This is a genomic window from Enterococcus sp. HY326, from assembly GCF_026157065.1.
Taxonomy (GTDB): Bacteria; Bacillota; Bacilli; order Lactobacillales; family Enterococcaceae; genus HY326.
Window position 1 is genome coordinate 41,769 of sequence record NZ_JANLGQ010000001.1, and the last position, 20,353, is coordinate 62,121.

Sequence of the window (20,353 nt, forward strand, 5' to 3'; positions counted from 1 at the left end):
TCCCTTTTAATCAGCATAAAAAAAGCAAAATTTTAAGTTGGTATGAAGAAGTGTACTCATCTTAAAACAAGTAAAGAATTTTTGTGTTAAAACAACGCTCCAAACAAACTAGTCTATTCATTCTGATAAATAACTCATTAAAGAATGATGCTACAAAAATACCTCTTTAAAGACTAATTTTCTACCCTATTTTTCTTTGTGTCACAATCAGCTTGCATCAAGCCAATTTTGTTGCAAACAGTACCCTTTTCGCCAGATTACTTTCAAAGCTTGCCCATCAAAACCAGCGTTTTCCATTTTCAATCGTATTTTGCTGACCAGTTGAGAAATCTGAGTCTTCCTCGATGTATTCGCGGGCTCCTGCCAGATTCCAAAACAAATTTGATCGCGGGTTAGGATTTTCCCTTCTGCTTCCTCCAACAGATCAAATAGTCGATTCTCCGTAATCGACATTTTTGCTTTGAAATCTTCAATAGCCGTCACCCCAGCTCCGTTTTGTTGGCTGCTTCTCTTCCCACTTACAAGAATTTCCCTTAGTTCGGCAATTGTCATTTGAGCAGAAACTATTTTAGAATCGTTAAACTCCTGAATACCATCTTCATAAAGAAAGCTGCCATCTATTTCAAGATTATCTGTTACTCGATAGACTGCGATATCTTTAGGAAGGTACGCCAAAAACTGGCGAGCATCATAATCTGCAATCGTCTCGCTGAGCATAACAATCTTGAAAAAATTTGAATACAGTTCCTCACATTCTGGCCCCTTTTTCAGTAAAAGCGCGGAGCAAAATACCTCATAGCCCAAAAAACGTAATTTTTTTTCTAAATTACTTTCCTGCGCTGGATTGTTCGTTAAAATCACAATAGGCTCCATGAAGCCCCTCCATTTCTCTCCAATTTTTTTTATAAAAAATAATCAAAATAGTATTTTTATTCAAAATACATCATTTATCTTCTTATTAAAGAAAATTATATAAAATAATAAATAAAATAACTATCATATACATCGAATTATGACATTTCTTTTTATAAAGTACAATTTACAATAGACTATAATTTGTAAAGCTCGTGATTCATCTCAACTATGAACAAAATATTTTTGCCTTTTTTTAAAATCCGATTAAAAAAACTCCTGATAAATCGGCAAATAACAGAAATACTATATCTGTAAAATTGCCGAATTTGATTTTTTTTGATAAAAAATTCCAAATTAATCATTTTCGTTTTTACAGGCAACAAATATTACAAAAAATATTAAAATAACCTATGTTTTAAAAAAATAAATTGAAAACTAGATAAAAAAAATGTATCATTCCAAATGATTGGTAAATTTTATTGTGTTATAAAGGAGGGAATCTTGTGACTGACAAGTCAACCTCGAAGCTCATTACTGATTGCTTCGTTGATCTACTGCTAAAAAAAAATTTCAAGTCGATCTCTATCACAGAAATTACAAAAGAAGTCAATATTAGCCGTGTTACGTTTTATAAAAATTTTCGCAATAAAGAAGACATTCTTGATACCTTGATTGAAAAATTGTTAAGAGAGTTTGATTCTTTACAGCAAAAGCAGACAGCTATCTTAAAAAAAACTCATGCAACCAATAGTGAAGAATTGAAGCGAGTTCTTTTGCCAAATACCCTAGAGCTCCTTTGCTTTTTTTGCGAGCACAAACAGTATATTCGTGCTCTGCTGGCAAATAAAAGCTTGGTAGATTTTATGGATTTGTTACACCTGACCTATTACAATCAATTTTCCCAAGCTCTGCTCACTATTTTTTCAAAAAAAATAGCTGAAGACGTTTTAAATTATTATGCGACCTTTATTGCTGCTGGAGTAAATGCGGTGATTGAACAATGGTTTTATACCGGCTTACATAACTCCCCAGAAACGATTGTCGAGATTCTTTTGAATATGCTGATTCCTCCACTCACAGAGTTACACCTTTTGACATTGTCTTAACAGACGAAAATTTTTTCAAGAGTACCAATAGTTAGCTGTAATCAATCCATTACAGCTTAAAGCTGCCATAGCATTTTCTTTAACCTCATTGTCTTAATCACTCTTTGATGGCAACCATTAGCAAATACTTCTTGGTTAAGAAAAGTAATTGATTAATTATTCGTCACTCAAATTTAATGCCTTTAATCCACTAGCTTTCATTGATAAAACAATATAAAAAAATTTTTAGATGATGCTTCTTTAAGCCAGCAATCATTTAAACCAGCTAGTAAGGCGAGATTAGCTTCTGTGGACACAAGGATTCACCCTTATTAGTCCGCCAACACATTAAATTTAGCAAAAAGAAAAAGCACTCAAATTGAGTGCTTTTAATCTAATTTAAATAGTTTCTAATCTTAAAACGTTGGCTTATAAGCGTTCGTTCAACTCTTTCGCTAAGTCTTCAAAGCCTGGTTTGCCTAGTAAAGCAAACATGTTTTTCTTATAGGCTTCTACACCTGGTTGGTCAAATGGATTAACGCCGTTTAAGTAGCCAGATACACCAACTGCGATTTCAAAGAAGTACATTAGGTAGCCTAAAGTGTATGCATCCATTTCTGGAATTTTTACTAATAGGTTTGGCACATCGCCATCTGTGTGGGCCAATAGAGTTCCTTCAAAAGCTTTAGTGTTAACGAAATCAACTTCTTTGCCTTGAAGATAGCCTAGACCATCTAAGTCAGCATCTTGTAATGGAATTTTAACGTTTTTGCGGGCATTTTCAACTTTAACCACTGTTTCAAAAATATTGCGGCGGCCTTCTTGAATATATTGACCTAACGAATGTAAGTCAGTCGAGAAGTTAGCACTAGAAGGGTAAATACCTTTTTGATCTTTCCCTTCAGACTCTCCAAATAATTGTTTCCACCATTCTGAAAAATATTGCATGCCTGGTTCATAATTGATTAATAATTCGGTTACTTTGCCCTTGCGGTATAAGATATTGCGCATAGCCGCATACTGATAAGCTTCGTTTTCTTCTAATTTATCACTTGAATATGCTTCACGGGCGTCAGCTGCCCCTTGCATTAGGGCATCAATGTCTGCACCGCTGGCAGCAATTGGCAATAGACCGACAGCTGTTAAAACAGAGAAACGACCGCCGACATCATCAGGAATTACAAATGATTCCCAGCCTTCTGCATCTGCTTCAACCTTCACAGCACCTTTGGCTTTGTCAGTTGTTGCATAAATCCGTTTATTGGCTTCTTCTTTGCCATATTTTTTAACTAATAATTCTTTGAACACTCTGAAAGCAATTGCTGGTTCAGTTGTTGTTCCTGATTTTGAAATAACGTTTACTGAGAAATCACGTTCACCGATGACTTCAATTAAATCAGCTAGATAGGTTGAGCTGATGGAGTTCCCTGCAAAGAAAATTTGCGGAGTTTTGCGGGTATCATTTGGTAATAAATTATAAAAAGTATGTTGCAGAAAATCAATTGCTGCCCGGGCCCCTAAATAAGAGCCCCCGATTCCGATCACAACCAATACTTCAGAATCAGATTGAATTTTTTCCGCTGCTTTTTTGATGCGGGCGAATTCAGCCTTATCGTAATTTGCTGGTAGGTCTACCCAACCGATATAGTCGCTGCCGGCACCTGTTCCTTGGCGCAAATCCTTGTCAGCTGCTGTGACTAAGCTTTGCATATAGCCAAGCTCGTGCTCGTTAACAAAGGGTGCAACTTTTGAATAATCAAATTTAATGTGAGCCATGATAATCCTCCTAAAAGCTATTTTATACACTGTCTACTTTACGTTTTTTTTCGATTTATTTCAAGTAAATACCCGCTATCTTCTGCTTTTTTTGAAATTTCAGCCAATTTTTATTAAACTTAAGAAAATTATGTTACACTCATAGCAGAAATTTTCAAAAAGCAAAGCACTAGCAGACTACTTAGCATAGAAATCAGAACTTATTTTAAAATTATAAACACTAGTAGAAAAATAAATTACATCTTTAGGAGGAAAAAATTGGAACAACAATATGAAGTTATTGTCGTCGGTGCTGGCACCAGCGGGATGATGGCAGCCATCAGTGCAGCAGAAAATGGTGCTCGCGTGTTACTCATTGAAAAAAATCGGCGAGCGGGGAAAAAATTATTGATGACAGGTGGTGGCCGCTGCAATGTCACTAATAACCGGCCGACGGAGGACTTAATTGCCCATATTCCCGGAAATGGCAAATTTTTATTTAGTGCCTTTTCTCAGTGGAACAACTTTGATGTAATGGCTTTTTTTGAATCCCACGGTGTTTCACTAAAAGAAGAAGACCACGGTCGAATGTTTCCAGTTACGAATTCCTCCAAAACCGTAGTGGAGGCTTTGATGAATACTATTCAGGATTTAGGCGTGACGGTCTACTTTCAAACGAAAGTTGAAAAATTAATTCATAAGGATGGTCAAGTCTACGGTGTTAAAACCGATAAAGGCGAATTCACCGCCCCTTGTGTCATTCTTTCAACTGGCGGACGCACCTATCCTTCAACCGGTGCGACAGGTGATGGCTATCAATTAGCCAAAAAAGTTTGTCATACCATTACAACACTTTACCCAACTGAGTCTCCTTTGGTCTCAGAAGAAAGTTTCATCAAAGATAAAACCCTTCAGGGGCTATCTTTACAGGATGTTAAATTGTCTGTTCTCAATCAAAAACAGCGGGCAGTCACTAGCCACACGATGGATTTACTCTTCACTCACTTTGGTTTATCCGGACCAGCTGCGCTCCGTTGCTCTAGCTTTGTCAATCAAGAATTAAAAAATGCGGACGATGTTTTAGTCGAGCTGGATTGTTTTCCAGCTCTCAGCTCAGCCCAATTAACGCAGCAAGTCCAGTCTTCTCTGCAATCTAAAAAAACTGCAAAAAACGCTCTCCACGGTTTAATCCCTGAGCGCTTACTCGCTTTTTATCTAGAAAGGTTAGCGTTAGCTGATTTAATTGCTGACCAATTAGCAACTGAACAAGTCGAAGCCTTTGTTGCCCTTTTAAAGAGCTTCACAATCAAAATTGTCAAAACTTTTCCCCTTGAAAAATCCTTTGTCACAGGTGGCGGAATTCAGCTAAAAGAAGTACAGCCAAAAACAATGGAGAGCAAGTTGTTACAAGGCCTATTTATGACAGGCGAACTGTTAGATGTCAATGGCTATACAGGTGGCTACAATATTACCGCCGCTTTTGTCACGGGTCATGTAGCTGGAAAAAATGCTGCCGAAATTGCCAGCTACACCTATTTAAATTAAACTAAAAAGTCCTAAATGAAGCCATCGCTCCATTTAGGACTTTTGGATTTGTTTTATTTTCTGCGAATTTTCCGCCAGATACGCCAAAGGGGAAAACGACTGAAATAAGCGATTGCTACGCTGATAATCAAGCTAATAGCTAAAAATAAAACACCGCCATAAATGTCTTCTGGCAAAATAAAGCGGGCCCCTAAGGTAATCAGACCAAACAACGCAATTGCCAACACAACCGCCACAACATTTAAAATCAACATCACGGAACTTCCAGCCACTGGCACCTCGCCTGGTAAAAGATTGGTTGCCGGCATCCCCGGATTAGCCAGCCGAGTCGCATTGATGCTCATGCGATTGTACTCACTATTACGGACAGCAGCTTTTTCAACAGCTTTATTTTGACGCTCTCTTTCATTCATTTTTCAGCCCTCCTCAAAACCTCCAACGGACAATAATTGATTATACTTTCGATAACTTATTATACCATCTGAGGAATCATTTAGGCAATATTGGTTGATTTATCATGCTTCACTAATCAAATCCACAAAAAAGCCTCTGACCAAATTTTTTAATTCCTTGGGAGCTACTTCCATCTGCAGACCACGGCGACCAGCAGAAACGATGATTGTACCAAAATTTTCCGCCGAGGCATCAAAATAGGTGGGCAATAATTTTTTCATGCCCACCGGCGAACAACCGCCACGAATATAACCAGTCGTTGCTTCTAAATCTCGCAAGTGTAGCATCTCAACTTTTTTATTACCGGAAGCCTTGGCGATTTTCTTCAAATCCAACTCTTGATTGCTGGGAATTACAGCAACAATCGGTCCTGTTTTATTTCCTACAGCGACTAAGGTTTTAAAAATTTGCTCCGGTGGCGCTTTTACTTGATCCACCACTTCGACAGCACTTAAATCACTTTCAGACCACGCATACTCGTGTTCAGTGTATGAAATTTTTTGCTGTTCCACTAAGCGAATAGCATTGGTCTTTTGAATTTTTTTCTTAGCCATAAAACATAGCAACCTTCTTTATTTTTAATTAACGGCGTTTGTACTCCTGAGGTTTCAATAATTCCAACGCTAACTGTAACTCCTCAAGTGTATACTCATCACTATCAGGATAATAGGCCACACTACTGTAAGCTATACAGCTGCCATTGATGCCACCAGCAATCTGAGATAACCGTCCTAGATCCCCGCTAGAAAATAAAATAATCGGAATTGCTACAAAGGGCTCTACTTGAAATCCAACTGACATCATCTTCATCACATCGTGGCGACTATTGCCATGGGCGACAATTTTTCCTATATCAGCCTTTAAATGTTCCATCAAATTTAACTGAAACAAAATTAGCGCATCATCCGGTGTATCATCTAAATAATAATGACTTAAAATCAGCTTAGCTTCGGTTCCTCGCAACAAATTCATAAATGAAGGACCGATTAATTCAGCAACAATCAGCTGCAATTCTAATAAATCGACTAAGCCACTTTCTGCCGCAGTTAAATAAATTTCCCTTAGGATGGCCGGACTGACTGCGTTTATCCCATCATTATCTGGCGTTAAAAAACTAAAGATGACTGGCAGATTTCCTGCGATTTGGCGCAACTCCTGTAAAACCGCCAAAACACTAGTCATCTCCTGATATTCTTTAAAATAGTCTCCTCGCCATTCCAGCAATTCAGCCCCCTCTGCTACGGCCTTCGTCGCTTGGCGGAAGATTTCTTCTTGGGTGTCTCCTTTAATAGCCACACAAATTTTCGGCTCTTGATCGGTTAAAATTAAATCCCGCACTACCACACTTTTCATGCCAACTGCTCCTATTTCCACTTTAAATTGTCAAAATATTCTTAGGAATAGTATAGCACGAGAGGGATAAATGGTCATATTTTACAGTTGCCTACTGTTTTTTCTACTGCTAGTTCTTGATAATCGTCGGGTCCCACCAATATTTGGTCAAGGCACAAATAATTGCATAGACGGTTAAAACGACAATAATCCGTTTGTAATTGCGTTCTTTTTTGAAATCGCCGTAAATAAAATCTAAAAATGGATCGATAAAATAAATCATCGCCAAGGAAAGCACTCCCCAGGCAATCGAGGAACGCAGGCAAATGCGTCCTTGAAAATTCAGAAAATCCTTAGAGTAATCCCAATAAGTTTTATGAAGCAGCCAACTGGATAAATAGCTGGATAGCAATTCAAATAAGGTCATGCCAAACATACTGGTAAAAAATAATTTTGCCGGCTGCTTTTTATAACGGTCAAAAAATAAAGAAATCAGCACCGCCCCGATGCCATACATTTCAATTAATGGGAGGCCCCAAACCAAATGCAAGTCCTTTAATAGCGGTACACCCTTCAAAAAAGGCAAATATTCTGGCAGGCGGCCCATCACAAATAGATAGCCGCGGTCGGTCATGATTCCTTGGGTGAAATAGACCACCAAGGTTTCAAAAATCCAGCCCAGCACCCCGCAAACCAAAAAGATGAAGAGTATGTCATACAAACTTCGCTTTTTCATTTTATCAAACCCTTTTTTCTACCATTATACTGGTTGTCAAAAAGACTTGAAAGGTGTTGGACTGGATTTTCAGTTTAATAATTTGAAAATATTTTTGTAAATTCATAGGCACTAATGCTAAAATTTTTCTAATTGATTTTTCTAAAGGTTGGTAAAGGCTATAGCCTCGAGTAACTATCCTAAAGCATTTGCTTTATAATGTTTTTTCACATTAAAGAGACACTTGTTAACAATTCTTTGAGATTTTCAGCCGCAATTTGACCTGGATCGGAAATTTTTTTACCAGCAGCATAAGTGGCTGCTGAGCCAAAAATTTCACCGGTAAAGCGACTGATAAAACCTAATTTACCTAAAGCAATCGTAATTAGCGGACAGTCAATGAGTTTCTTGGCCTCATTGGTAGCTGCTAGTAAGGTTAGTACATCTTGGCTGCTGCGGGGCATGACGGCAATCTTACAGATATCCGCCCGTTTTTCTGCCATTGAAGTCAACATAGCAATCAATGTCTTTTTTGAGGAAGTCCGCCGAAAATCATGGTTTGACATAATCACACTGACATGTTGTTGATGAGCTTTTGCGACTATTCGTTCTACTGGAACCTCCGGCATAAAAATTTCGACATCAATTAAATCAAAGGCCGGCTGTTCTAACAATTCTAAATAGAAATCAAGATACTCCTGCCCGGAAAAATCCTTGACTCCACCCTCTCGTTGGCTTCTTAAAGCCATTATCAAAGGTTTGGTAGTCAATTTTTTTATTTCTTTTGCAATTTGGTTAATCTGTTTAGCATCTAAGGAGGCTGTAAAATAATCAAGACGCCATTCAATGATGTCACACTCAGAATCTTCTAGCTTTTTGACATCTGCAAAAACTTCAGTAGCACTTTCTGCAAGTAGGGGAACAATGATTTTCGGCTGACCAACACCAATTAAGAGACCGTGAATTTCAACGACTTTCATCAGGAATCTCCCCCTTTCTTCTCCTTGATTATAACAAATAATATTATTTTAATAAGTGTAAATGCTATTGGTTATATGATAAAAAATAATGAAAATAAAAAAGAAAGCCCATCTCTGAGCTTCCTGCTGTTTTTTTCTTTAAATTTTTGTCAATAGACTATTTTGAAAAAGCATCTGTTGGCTAATTTGACGATCCTTTTCATAGACTGCTTTTAAAATGTCACGAGCTTCTCTGGTTCCTTCCATGATTCGCCGAGCAACTTTACTGTCACCAATGTTTACTAGCTTGGCATCATTTGCCTGAGCATATTCCTGAAGTTCTGGCATTAGTGGTGCGTCTGCCCGCATTCCCAAACAAACAAAACCTAAGTCAAAATAAAGATTTTCCAATTCTCCTGAAGGGAGCTCCACAACAAAATGATCGTCGCAGACTTCTAACAACTTAGTTTCGGTATGGGCAACAACGCCATAATCCTTCACAATTTCCATCATACTAAGCTTGGTGATTAAGTCTAAGTCTTTGCCCAGTTGATTTTGCATTTCAACAATTGTGACTTTTTTGGCGCCGCGTTCAGCGTAATATTCCACTACATCTAAGCCAACTGCGCCACCACCAATCACAACCACTTCTTGATCAGTGAAGTCTTGGAAGTTTTCCATATTATTTAAAATATCAAAGATAGAAAAAACTTTCCGGTTTGATTGTGCCAAAACATCGTGCAGCCCTTTAATTGGTGGCAATAAAGGTTTAGCTCCTGTTGCATTGACAATCAAATCTGGCTGCTGACTAGCAAGATCTTTTTCAGCAAAACTATGATTCAAATGAATGGTTAGGTTCGGCAATACGGCACAGCGATTTTCTAAATAAATTATGAAATCGTCAATCCGTTTTTTATCTGGGAAACGGGAAATCTCGTGGCCCAAACCGCCTAGATAACTCTTTTGCTCGAATAGTTCTACTTCGACACCCACTTCTGCTGCAGTAGCTGCCGCTTCCAAGCCGGCGGTCCCCCCACCGACAACCACCATTTTCAATGGGTTCTCAATGGTTTTTTCTTTATATTGATCTTCGTAATATAAATCAGGATTAACTGTACAACGAATCGGTTTTGATTTACCAATGCGGTGATCAGCACAGCCGATATTACAGGAAATACATTTCCGCAATAAATTTTCTTGGCCGTCTGCCACTTTATTAACCCAGTTTGGTTCAGCGATTAAGCCGCGGCCCATCGCCAACAAATCAGCGTCGCCATTTTCTAAGATTTCTGCCGCTCGCTTAGGACTGCGGATATTTCCAGAAGTCACAATGACTTTATCAGGGTAACGCTCTTTAACCGCTTTAGCCATATAAGAACGCCAGCCGTCTTTTAAATTCATTCGGTCAATTTGGTATTGCAGGTTATCATTTAATGCAGCGGAAACATTTAAAATATCGACTTCGTTAGCAAAGTATTTTAAAATATCTAATGAATCTTCTAATGAATTGCCACCCGCAATTAATTCATCTGCACTAAAGCGGACTGAAATCGGCATAAACGGTCCAACCGCCTTCCGCACAGCTTCTACCACTAAAGTTGTAAACCGAGCGCGGTTTTCAGGACTACCACCAAATTCATCCGTCCGATCATTATACAAAGGTGATAAAAATTGGCATAGAAGATAGGAATGACCTGCGTGAATTTCTACACAATCAAAGCCAGCTCTTTGGGCCCGATTAGCAGCTTCCGCATATTTGTCAACGATTCCGTAAATCTCTTCTTTAGTTAATGGACGTGGTGCAGGATTACCCGTTTTACTTGGTATATTAGAGGCGGAAACAGCTTGCTTGCCCTCTAACCGCAAGGCATAAGCTGAAGCACCAGCGTGATTAATTTGTACAGAAGTCAACGCTCCATAGGCGTGCATCGCTTCATTAAATTTATAAAGTCCAGGCAGATACTGATCATTATCCATCCGCAATTGCGTTGTTCCGTTAGTCCCCATCGGATAATCGAAGCAAACATTTTCCAATGTGATTAATCCAGTGCCACCTTTGGCCCGTTGTTCATAATAGGCCAAGTGTTCTTGATTAAAGCTGCCATCATTATTGGCAAAATTAGTACCCATTGGAGGCATGATTACTCGATTTTTAAAGGTAGTGCGACGAATGGTAAGAGGTTCAAAAATTGCTTGATATTTTTCCATAGAATATTCTCCTAACTTCTATTTCAACAAGTTATGTTTTTCACATAACTACTACAACAATTATTTTAAGGGAGATTAATCATAAATACTAATGCTTTATTTTGATAAAATCCATGATTTTTTTTTATCATTTCGCTTTGAAAAAGATTGCTTAAACTATTTTCAGAAAATGATTGGCAATAAAAGGATATTTTAAAGACTTTTTACTAAACATGTGTTATTTTTAAGAAGTAGATTCCTGAATCTTTGGGAAAAATATTCTGCAGGAAAGAATTCCTTATTATTTAAAGGAATATTGGAGGCGCTTTACATGAATTTACGGCAACTGGAGTATTTTGTCACCTTAGCCGATACAGAGCATATGACTAAAGCGGCAACCTTATTAAATACATCGCAACCCAATTTGAGTCATGCGATGTCAGAATTGGAAAAGGAATTAGGAGCGGCCCTTTTTGAAAAGGTCGGTCGTAATATTCGTTTGACGAAGTATGGCAGATTTTACTACAGCTATGTTGCCACAGCTTTGAATGAAATCAACAAAGGCCAGCAGGAATTGCGCAACTTAATCAGTCCTGATACCGGCCAAATTGATTTTGGTTACATTTATACAATGGGGGCTGAACTAAGTCCCTCGTTAACCCGCAAATTTTTATCGATTCCCGGCAATGAAAAAATTACGTTCCATTTTAGTCAGGGAAACTCGCAAACGATTATCAAAAAACTCCGGGCGGCTGATATTGATATTGCCCTCGCTTCTAAAATCAATGAGACTGAGGACATCCAGTACCAAGCAATTGCTGAACAGAAAATTGTCTTAGTGGTAAATCAAGATCATCCTTTGGCGGACAAAAAGCAGATTCATCTTAAAGAAACCAGCGATTTTCCCTACATTTATTTCAATCAGGAAAGCGGTCTGCGGCCATACATTGATGAATTGATGGCTTTGCAACATTTACAGCCGGAGATTGTCTGCGAAGTCGAGGAAGACCACAGTATGCTAGGCTTTATCGGGTACGATTTCGGCATCGGTTTAATGCCGGACATCCCTTCCATTAGCGCCTATCCTGTCAAAAAAATCGAAATATTAGATCAACGGGAACCCCGTCTGATTTACTTAGCCACTAGAAAAGGAGCGCCGCTATCGCCAGTCGCCCAGCGATTTTACGATTTTTGTCTACAGCAAAATCAGCTGCATACAATTTAACGACTTGAAAAATAAAACGAACTAACTTGGAGGCTTGCTTAGTAAAAAATTACTAGGCCAGCTTTCAAGTTAGTTCGTTTTTCTATTTATAAATAATTTTATTGATGGATTAAATTTCTAACCAGTGGAAAAAAATTTAAGCAACCTACTATTTTATAGTAGGAATTTTCCAAAACACGGCAATTAATCTACTTGATAAAATAATACCTTTAAATAGTCCCCTTCTGGAAACTCAGTAGCTACATGAAAATCAAAGGGCAGACTGAACTTATCTTTTAACTGAAAGCTTCGCTGCTCTTCTCTGAAGGCGTCCTCAATCATCCCTTGAAACTTAACAGCATTGACATTGGCTGCATTTGTCGAGGCAATAATTTTTCCGCCAGGATTTAAAATTGCTAACGACTGGCTAATTAAGTCACCGTAGTTTTTGGCAACAGAAAAAGTTTTTTTCTTATTACGGGCAAAACTTGGCGGGTCCAAAATAATCACATCATAGGTCAGTTTTTTTCTCAAGGCATATTTAAAAAATTCGAAGGTGTCCATCACGATAATTTTTTGTGATTCTGGTGGTATTTGATTTACCATAAATTGTTCAGCGGTTTTCTCCCGACTACGTTTAGCTAAATCAACGCTGGTGGTTTCTAAAGCACCGCCCATAGCCGCGGCAACTGAAAAAGCACCCGTATAACTGAACATGTTCAAGACAGTTTGACCACTGACAAAGCCCTCAACTAATTGATTGCGGACTTCCCGTTGATCCAAAAAGATTCCCGTCATTAAGCCTTCATTTAAATAAGTAGCAAATTGAATGCCATTTTCTTTGATCAACAAAGGTTCCTCAGGTTCTTCACCAAATAACCAGCGGCTTTCTGGTAGCTCACTTTGGAAACGAATTTTCTCGCTAGCCCCGAGCATTTCTGGATAAACGGCTTGAAAGGCTGCAATCAGCTCTTGGCTATGCTGATAGATACTTTGATTGTACCAAGAAAAAACACCGTAGCCTCGATACCAATCAACTGTCAGCCCACCTAAACCATCGCCTTCGCCATTAAACAGGCGAAAAGCAGTGGTCTCAGGATTTATAAAAAAACTGTGGCGCAGTTCCTTGGCCTTTGAAAAGACCTTTTTGAAAAATTGCTGATCCAATGGTTCTGGCTGACGACTAATAACCCAACCAGCTCCTTTATTTTGCTGTCCTAAATAGCCTTGCCCTAAAAAATTGTTCTTGTCGTCAACAAAGCTGACCCATTCTTTTGTCTCAGCTGCTGTAGCCAAGTCTTCATTGCGCAATAAGGGGTAGCCGCGGCGAATTTTTTTAGCCGCCTGTTGTGTCACTTTGATTTTCATTTTAAAACTCCTCGTTCTTTGTCGCTTTTCAGTATAGCAGAATAATTTTCGCCTGTCTTTCGTAAAAAAAGCTTAACTCCTTCTTGAATTTTTCAAATTTATTTGACAGCGATTTTTAAGGCTAGTAGAATAAGATTAATATGCAAATTTGACAATTTACAGTTATTTTACAAAGGGGATTCTCATGACACAAAAAATCAAGAATATCTTTGGCAAACTTAGGTTACCAACATTCTTAAATACTCGTTTAGGCCTGTTCTTTACACTGCTAATTTTGCTGTGGGCCAAGACAATTTTCGCTTATTTTGTGGAATTTAATTTAGGCGTTGAAAACCTGATGCAATATGTCATCTTGTTCATCAATCCAATTGCTTCTTCACTTTTAATACTGGGGCTGGCCCTTTATATCCGCAGTAAGAAACTTTCTTATATCACTATGATGACTATTTACAGCCTTTTGGTGCTGTTGCTCTTTTCTAACGCCGTTTATTATCGGGAATTCACCGATTTTATTACGATTAACACGATGCTTGGCGCCGGCAAGGTTGCCAGCGGATTAGGCGAAAGTGCCCTGCGCTTGTTTAGACCCTATGACCTGATTTACATTTTAGACATTCCATTCTTTATTTTGGCACTTGCCACGAAAAAAATAAAAATGCAGGAAAAGCCAGTCAAAGCTCGTTATTCTTTAGCCTTCAGTGCGATTGCTGTTTTAGTTTTTACCGGCAACTTGAACTTGGCTGAGTCGGAACGTCCAGGCTTATTGACGAGAACTTTTTCAAGAGAATACCTTGTTAAGTTTTTAGGAATTAATGCTTTTACCGTCTATGATGGCGTCCAAACGTATCAAACGAACCAAATCAAGGCAGAAGCCTCTGAAAATGATTTGCTGGCTGTTGAAAATTATGTCGATGAACACTATGCTGCACCCGATGAGAGTATGTTCGGCATCGCTGAAGGTCGCAATGTTATCTACGTCCATTTAGAAAGCTTTCAGCAGTTTTTGATTGACTACAGTCTAGTTGATGAAGAAGGCGTTGCCCACGAGGTTACACCGTTTCTAAATAGCTTGTATACTGACCAGAGCACTTACAGCTTTGATAATTTCTTCCATCAAGTCAACGCTGGTAAAACGAGTGATGCGGAAACTTTAATGGAAAATTCTTTATTCGGCTTAAGCCAAGGTTCCTTGTTCACTCAATCTGGCAGCACCAATACTTTCCAAGCTGCTCCAGATATTTTAGGCCAGACAGCTGGTTACACGAGCGCCGTTTTTCATGGCAACTCCGGCAACTTCTGGAACCGTAATGAAACCTATAAGAGTTTTGGCTATGATTATTTCTTCGATGAAAATTATTATGATGTAACTGATGACAATAGCTTCCAGTATGGCTTGCACGACAAACCATTTTTTGAACAATCTGCTCAATATCTAGAACAATTGCAACAGCCTTTTTATACGAAGTTTTTAGCCGTCAGCAACCACTATCCTTATTCTGATATTAGTTCAGAGGAAAGTGGCTTCCCACGAGCGACAACGGACGATGAAACAATTAATGGCTATTTCGCAACTGCCAATTACTTAGACACAGCTGTTGAGGAATTTTTCAACTATTTGAAAGCCAGCGGACTCTATGACAACTCGATTATTATTTTGTATGGGGATCACTATGGTATCTCCAATTCACGAAATCAAGATTTAGCTGAATTAGTTGGGGAGACATCTTCTTCTTGGAATAATTTTGACAATGCACAAATGCAGCGGGTACCTTACATGATTCATATTCCAGGTGAAACTGGCGGCTATGTGAATCACACATATAGTGGCCAAGTTGACGCCTTGCCAACCCTAATGCATCTATTGGGGATTGATACCAGCAATTATTTAATGCTGGGGCAAGATTTATTTTCGCGTGAGCGGGAAGAATTAGTAGCCTTTAGAAACGGCAGCTTTATCACACCAGAATACACGTCTTATAACGGGCTGACTTATTATAATGAAAACGGCCGAATTGTCACCAGTGCCCAAACAGCAATTCAAGACCAGCTGGAAATTTTGCAAAACAAAGTTAATTTGCAGCTGAGTATCTCCGATCAAATTAACAATGGCGATTTGTTGCGTTTTTATTCAGACAGCGGTTTAACACCAATTGATACTGATGACTATAGTTATTTGAGACAAGTTCAGCAAATGCAAGATATCACTGCTGAATTAGGCGATGCCTCCACTAGCCTGCTCTCTTTGAACGGCGGAGAATCCACCAGTGATTTATACGACTCAAAAACCTATCAAGATTATCACCCAGTTGAAGTCGCTGAAGAAACAACAGACAGCTCGCAGGTTGATGAAGCCGAAGAGCCAGTAACAGAATAAATATAAAAAACTGCTAATTAAATTTAGCAGTTTTTTTGTATAATGTGGCGTTAGCTATATCTTCTCTCCTTGCAGTCCATAATCCTTAACACGTTTTGACAGCAAAAAACCATCCGTTTTTACGGATGGTTAGGAATTACTTTTGACAGACGAAAAACCAGCGTTCACTTTTTTCCGTCGGGGCTGCTTCGCTAAAATCAGCAAAGATTTTGACATTTTCAAAGCCGGCATTTTCCAGCATATTGATATAAATTTCAAGGGGATAGGTCCGCTCTTGATGCAGCTCATCTTTACGGATAAAAATCTCTTCGTCTTCTTCGGTCTGAACAAAAAAAGTTAGAAAATGCTCAATACTATGAGCTTTTTTTCCGGGATAGCTTTCCCACAAAAAAGCGAACTCATCTGTTTGATAGTGATAACTATACTCTGGGAACAGCTGATCGATTTTATACAGCGAGTGAACATCAAAAATAAATGTCCCCTGCTCATCTAGCGCTTGATAAACTTCATCAAAGACTTGTTGCACTTCGGCTTGATTGCGCATGTAGCACAGAGAATCTGAATAACAAGTAATCGCTTGATACTGGCCAATTTCAGATAAATCCAACATATTGCCCTCGACAAACTGAATGTCCACCTCAGCCGCAATCGCTCGATCAGCAGCTACCATTAGCATTTCCTCTGATAAATCTAAAGCTGTGACTTGATAGTCTGCTTTGGCTAGCTCGACAGCCAAAGCACCAGTCCCGCAGGCCAATTCTAAAATATTTTTCGTTTCTTTAGGCAGATGGCGCTGCGTAAAAGTCAGCCATTGTTGATAGAGACTAGTGTCCATCACTTCATCATAAATAAAGGCAAAGGTTTCGTAAGCCATTAGTCAACCCACTCACTAATCTGAACAAGGGGCGCATCTGACCATAATTTTTCCAAATTATAAAAGCTACGTTCTGCCGTTTGGAAAACATGGACAATGACATCGCCTAAATCAATTAAAACCCATTTGCCGCCGTCTTTACCTTCAATACGCTTCACTGTACCTTGTTTTTCTTCGATTTTCTCGACTACTTCCTCGACAATCGCATTGATTTGCCGTTCTGAATTGGCCGAACAAATCATAAAATAATCCGCCAATAATGAAATATCTTTGACATCCAAGACTAAAATGTCCTCAGCCCGCTTCGAATCAGCGGCCTTAACAGCAATTTCCAACATTTCTAAACTGTTAATAATAATTCACTCCTTATGCTTTAAATTGTTTGGGTTTAACCACCCATTGATTGTATGTTTCTAACGTTTTTGGATAAATCAACTGCTCATTTTCTAATAAATGAGCCAACGTATGTTTAGTTTCAAAGGCAACCGCCGCATCTAAATCGACTTCAGCCAATTTGCGAGCTTCCTCTACGCCGGGAAAATCTCGGCCGGGTTCAATATAATCGGCTACATAAAGAATTTTATCTAACAAAGTCATTTGAGCAGCCCCCGTTGTATGCAGGCGAACGGCTTGGAGCACCGCTTGGTCGGTAATTTTTAATTCCCGTTCCACAAAATCGGCTCCAATTAGGCCGTGCCAAATAGCGTTGCCGTATTTCAATAAATTTAAATCATATCCGTCACGATAAATCACTAGCTCAAATTCTTCGTCAGGGCGTTCTTTGGCATAATCATGGGTCAGTCCCGCCAAAGCCGCCTGCTCAATGTGGCCACCAAATCTCTTGGCCAGCTCAATCGCTGTTTTTTCAACGCCGAGGACATGCAAAAATCTTTTTTCACTCATTGCCATTTGGACCCGTTGCATAATCATTTCCCGATCAAAACTCGTGAACTCATTTGTCATCTAGATACAGTCCTTCCTGATGGATATAGTCCAAGACTTTATCCGGCACCAAATATTTTAAAGAGCAGCCTTGAGCAATCTTTTGGCGAACTTTAGTCGAGCTGAGGCTAATCTGCGGCACATCCACCCAGATGATTGGATAGGGACTAGTTTCATCATACCCGGGACGTTTAACACCAACAAAATTCACCAGCTCCATCAATTCTTCAATGCGATGCCATTTTGGCAAGTAGGCAACCATGTCACCACCGATGATAAAATAAAAATCCGTCTGCGGCTCCCGCTCTTTTAATAATTTCATTGTATCATAGGTGTAGCTCTTCCCTTTACGAATCAACTCAATCATTTCAATATCCAGATAATCATTATCTTCAAGGGCCAGCTGCAGCATTTTTAGACGATGGGCAGCTGAGATAGCTTCCTTGTGATCAACATGGGGAGACTCGTAGCTAGGCATTAATGATACTTTGTCTAAGCCTAAAGAGCGACCGACTTGATCAGCCATCACCAAGTGAGCTAGGTGAACAGGATTAAAGCTGCCCCCCAATAGCCCGACTTGCTTTCTTTTTTTTACTTCAAGAGCTTCTTCTAAAACAACTTTTGTCTGCATTTGTTTACTGGTTAAAGCCACCGTAAACGCCTCCTAGATTGCTTTGACTTCTTGAGAAAGTTTTTGATATTTCTCTTTAGAGGATGGTTTGAATAAGACAATTACTCGACCAATAATCTGAACAACCTCACAATGAATCGTTTCTTGAATAACTTTTGCGACTTCATCAGCCACTTCGTCGGTATTTTGCAGGAGACTGATTTTAATCAGCTCTCTTTTTTCCAAAGCTTCATCAATTTGTTTGATGACAGCGGCGTTCAGACCGCCTTTGCCGATTTGGAAAATCGGCTGTAAATGATGGGCCTGGCTTCTTAAAAAACGTTTTTGCTTCCCTCTTAATTCCATTTTCTCTTCTCTTTTCTAGACTAAGCCTTTGCGCACAATCACATCGACACCCCTTGGCGCCCAACCGGCAATAACCGCCGGCTTGGTGATTGTAATCCAGCCTAAGCCGGCAAAGACGATATCTGTTTTTTCTTTAATTGAAAATTCAAAGCGGACCAATTCTGGAAATTCCGCTACTTCATCTGGTCTTGGCGGCTGCAGAAGACCCCCAACATGCTTTTGATAAAAATTATCGGCATTACTTAATTTTGTCCGATGAATTTCAATATCATTCGCCACGTACGCCACAAAAGAACTGCGCTCACCTTTGATAAAATCAAAACGCGCTAAGCCGCCTAAAAATAAAGTTTGCTCTGGATTCAGCTGATAAACTTTCGGTTTGATTTCCTTGTGGGGCGCAATGATTTTTAAATCCTTGTCGCCAAGATAATGGGCCATCTGATGGCGATGAATAATTCCCGGTGTATCAATCAAAAAATGACCGTCATCCAAAGGAATTTCAATCTTATCTAATGTTGTGCCGGGAAATCTTGAAGTGGTAATTAAATCCTGCACACCAGCAGTTTGCTTGATAATTTGATTAATCAAGGTTGACTTGCCGACATTGGTCACCCCTACGATATAAACATCCCGATGATCGCGATATTTTTCAATCAGCTCTAATAGCTGTGTCATTTCCTGGGGTTTTCGTGCGCTCGTTAACAAAACATCCAGCGGTCTTAACCCTGCTTCATGAGCACGTTCTCTCATCCATTGCGTCATTTTGCCCCGCTTTAAAGATTTCGGTAAAATATCAACCTTATTGCCCACCATAATTAAAGGGTTATCCCCTACAAAACGATGCAAACCAGGAATTAATGCCCCATAGAAATCAAAAATATCGACCACGTTAACAATCAAGGCATCTTTTTGGCCAATTTCATTTAATAAACGTAAAAAATCATCGTCTGTTAAATGGACATCTTGAATCTCATTGTAATGGCGTAAACGGAAACAGCGCTGACAATAAACTTCGCCGTTTTCCATGCCTTTTTCCAAAGCATTTTTTGGTGTGTAGCCCAACTCCTGAGGCTCATCTGTCTGAATGACTACGCCGCAGCCGATACAGTGAATCGTTTCTTCATTCATTTTCAAAAAGGCCCTCCTGCCATAACATCTCGGGATGTTTTTTTGCCAAATGTTTCATAATATGCCCTTCAAAAAAGCGATTGATCTGTGTCTTCCAGCTATCCGTATCAACAATCGGTTTCACTAAAACATTAGGAATCCCCGCCCCATTTGCTGCACGAATATCAGTCATAATCTGATCGCCGACCATCAAAATTTCATTGTTTTTCAGCCCTAATTTTGCTTGGGCTTTTTTTAAACCACGGCTGAGTGGCTTCAAAGCCCGGGCCTCAAAAGTTAGATTAAAAGGCGCAATCGCTTTTTCAACCCGTTCATGATTATTATTGGAAACAACCACCACTGGAATCTCAGCCTTAGTCATCTCTTCTAGCCACAGGCGCAATTCTTCGGTACCTTCTGGATTATTCCAAGCAATCAACGTATTGTCCAAATCGGTGAGGACTGCCTTAATCCCCATCGCCTTTAATTGTTCCGGTGTAATTTGATAGATGGCTTCCACCATCCAAGTTGGTTTGTATTTTGAAAACATATTTTCTCCTCAAATAAAAAATAGGAGCAGCAAGACTCCACGACGTTTTATTATAGCTTAAATGCTCAAAAA

General features: G+C 39.2%; 20 protein-coding genes. 4 read left to right on the forward strand and 16 right to left on the reverse strand.

The genetic code is table 11. The features are described 5' to 3' along the window. Positions 1 to 207: 207 nt before the first annotated feature. Positions 208 to 873, reverse strand: a complete 666-nt coding sequence (locus ORH16_RS00195; RefSeq protein WP_265455167.1) for a winged helix-turn-helix domain-containing protein — start codon at positions 871 to 873, stop codon at positions 208 to 210. Between the two features lie 485 nt (positions 874 to 1,358). Between ORH16_RS00195 and ORH16_RS00200 the strand changes: the two genes are divergently transcribed. Continuing rightward, positions 1,359 to 1,961: a TetR/AcrR family transcriptional regulator gene (locus ORH16_RS00200; RefSeq protein WP_265455168.1), complete on the forward strand. Its 603-nt coding sequence runs from the start codon at positions 1,359 to 1,361 to the stop codon at positions 1,959 to 1,961. Between the two features lie 408 nt (positions 1,962 to 2,369). On the opposite strand, the gene ORH16_RS00205 is transcribed toward ORH16_RS00200, so the two are convergent. Further along, positions 2,370 to 3,716, reverse strand: a complete 1,347-nt coding sequence (locus ORH16_RS00205; protein ID WP_265455170.1) for a glucose-6-phosphate isomerase — start codon at positions 3,714 to 3,716, stop codon at positions 2,370 to 2,372. A gap of 258 nt (positions 3,717 to 3,974) precedes the next feature. Between ORH16_RS00205 and ORH16_RS00210 the strand changes: the two genes are divergently transcribed. Further along, on the forward strand, positions 3,975 to 5,240 hold the full coding sequence (locus tag ORH16_RS00210) for an NAD(P)/FAD-dependent oxidoreductase (RefSeq protein ID WP_265455172.1): 1,266 nt from the start codon (positions 3,975 to 3,977) through the stop codon (positions 5,238 to 5,240). A 53-nt stretch (positions 5,241 to 5,293) separates the two neighbouring features. On the opposite strand, the gene ORH16_RS00215 is transcribed toward ORH16_RS00210, so the two are convergent. The 6 genes from ORH16_RS00215 to ORH16_RS00240 all read right to left on the reverse strand — a co-directional run bounded on the left by ORH16_RS00215 (position 5,294) and on the right by ORH16_RS00240 (position 10,907). Next, positions 5,294 to 5,653 (reverse strand): hypothetical protein, encoded by a 360-nt coding sequence (locus ORH16_RS00215; protein ID WP_265455174.1) that lies wholly within the window; start codon positions 5,651 to 5,653, stop codon positions 5,294 to 5,296. A 102-nt stretch (positions 5,654 to 5,755) separates the two neighbouring features. Continuing rightward, positions 5,756 to 6,247, reverse strand: a complete 492-nt coding sequence (gene ybaK / locus ORH16_RS00220; protein ID WP_265455176.1) for a Cys-tRNA(Pro) deacylase — start codon at positions 6,245 to 6,247, stop codon at positions 5,756 to 5,758. A 28-nt stretch (positions 6,248 to 6,275) separates the two neighbouring features. Continuing rightward, positions 6,276 to 7,046 (reverse strand): type I 3-dehydroquinate dehydratase, encoded by a 771-nt coding sequence (locus ORH16_RS00225; RefSeq protein WP_265455178.1) that lies wholly within the window; start codon positions 7,044 to 7,046, stop codon positions 6,276 to 6,278. A 109-nt stretch (positions 7,047 to 7,155) separates the two neighbouring features. Further along, positions 7,156 to 7,761 carry a putative ABC transporter permease gene (locus tag ORH16_RS00230; protein ID WP_265455180.1) on the reverse strand — a complete coding sequence of 202 codons (606 nt, stop codon included), beginning with the start codon at positions 7,759 to 7,761 and terminating at the stop codon, positions 7,156 to 7,158. A gap of 206 nt (positions 7,762 to 7,967) precedes the next feature. Next, positions 7,968 to 8,720, reverse strand: a complete 753-nt coding sequence (gene aroD / locus ORH16_RS00235; protein ID WP_265455182.1) for a type I 3-dehydroquinate dehydratase — start codon at positions 8,718 to 8,720, stop codon at positions 7,968 to 7,970. A gap of 138 nt (positions 8,721 to 8,858) precedes the next feature. After that, the gene (locus tag ORH16_RS00240) at positions 8,859 to 10,907 is read right to left on the reverse strand and encodes an NADH:flavin oxidoreductase (RefSeq protein WP_265455184.1); all 2,049 of its coding nucleotides are present in this window, start codon (positions 10,905 to 10,907) and stop codon (positions 8,859 to 8,861) included. Positions 10,908 to 11,217: 310 nt separating this feature from the next. Between ORH16_RS00240 and ORH16_RS00245 the strand changes: the two genes are divergently transcribed. Continuing rightward, a complete protein-coding gene (locus ORH16_RS00245; protein ID WP_265455186.1) occupies positions 11,218 to 12,111 on the forward strand; it encodes a LysR family transcriptional regulator in 894 nt (297 codons plus the stop codon). 183 nt (positions 12,112 to 12,294) lie between these two features. Here ORH16_RS00245 and ORH16_RS00250 read toward each other — a convergent pair whose 3' ends face one another. Then, the gene (locus ORH16_RS00250) at positions 12,295 to 13,458 is read right to left on the reverse strand and encodes a class I SAM-dependent rRNA methyltransferase (protein ID WP_265455187.1); all 1,164 of its coding nucleotides are present in this window, start codon (positions 13,456 to 13,458) and stop codon (positions 12,295 to 12,297) included. A gap of 184 nt (positions 13,459 to 13,642) precedes the next feature. Here ORH16_RS00250 and ORH16_RS00255 point away from each other — a divergent pair, with 184 nt between their 5' ends. Further along, a complete protein-coding gene (locus ORH16_RS00255; RefSeq protein WP_265455189.1) occupies positions 13,643 to 15,832 on the forward strand; it encodes an LTA synthase family protein in 2,190 nt (729 codons plus the stop codon). Between the two features lie 136 nt (positions 15,833 to 15,968). Here ORH16_RS00255 and ORH16_RS00260 read toward each other — a convergent pair whose 3' ends face one another. From ORH16_RS00260 to ORH16_RS00290, 7 genes are read right to left on the reverse strand one after another with little or no spacing between them, the layout of a single operon-like run. Beyond that, a complete protein-coding gene (locus ORH16_RS00260) occupies positions 15,969 to 16,706 on the reverse strand; it encodes a class I SAM-dependent DNA methyltransferase (protein ID WP_265455191.1) in 738 nt (245 codons plus the stop codon). Continuing rightward, positions 16,706 to 17,044 (reverse strand): ribosome silencing factor, encoded by a 339-nt coding sequence (rsfS, locus tag ORH16_RS00265; RefSeq protein WP_265455193.1) that lies wholly within the window; start codon positions 17,042 to 17,044, stop codon positions 16,706 to 16,708. The genes ORH16_RS00260 and rsfS overlap by 1 nt, the downstream gene beginning before the upstream one ends. 28 nt (positions 17,045 to 17,072) lie before the next feature. Next, positions 17,073 to 17,669, reverse strand: a complete 597-nt coding sequence (gene yqeK, locus ORH16_RS00270) for a bis(5'-nucleosyl)-tetraphosphatase (symmetrical) YqeK (RefSeq protein WP_265455194.1) — start codon at positions 17,667 to 17,669, stop codon at positions 17,073 to 17,075. Continuing rightward, positions 17,659 to 18,279 carry a nicotinate-nucleotide adenylyltransferase gene (locus tag ORH16_RS00275; protein ID WP_265456629.1) on the reverse strand — a complete coding sequence of 207 codons (621 nt, stop codon included), beginning with the start codon at positions 18,277 to 18,279 and terminating at the stop codon, positions 17,659 to 17,661. Before ORH16_RS00275 ends, yqeK begins: the two co-directional genes overlap by 11 nt. 33 nt (positions 18,280 to 18,312) lie before the next feature. Next, positions 18,313 to 18,624 carry a ribosome assembly RNA-binding protein YhbY gene (gene yhbY / locus ORH16_RS00280; RefSeq protein ID WP_265455196.1) on the reverse strand — a complete coding sequence of 104 codons (312 nt, stop codon included), beginning with the start codon at positions 18,622 to 18,624 and terminating at the stop codon, positions 18,313 to 18,315. A 15-nt stretch (positions 18,625 to 18,639) separates the two neighbouring features. Beyond that, entirely contained in the window at positions 18,640 to 19,752 is a 1,113-nt protein-coding gene (gene yqeH / locus ORH16_RS00285) for a ribosome biogenesis GTPase YqeH (protein WP_265456631.1), read from the reverse strand. Next, the gene (locus ORH16_RS00290) at positions 19,745 to 20,281 is read right to left on the reverse strand and encodes a YqeG family HAD IIIA-type phosphatase (protein WP_265455198.1); all 537 of its coding nucleotides are present in this window, start codon (positions 20,279 to 20,281) and stop codon (positions 19,745 to 19,747) included. The genes yqeH and ORH16_RS00290 overlap by 8 nt, the downstream gene beginning before the upstream one ends. Positions 20,282 to 20,353 lie beyond the last annotated feature (72 nt).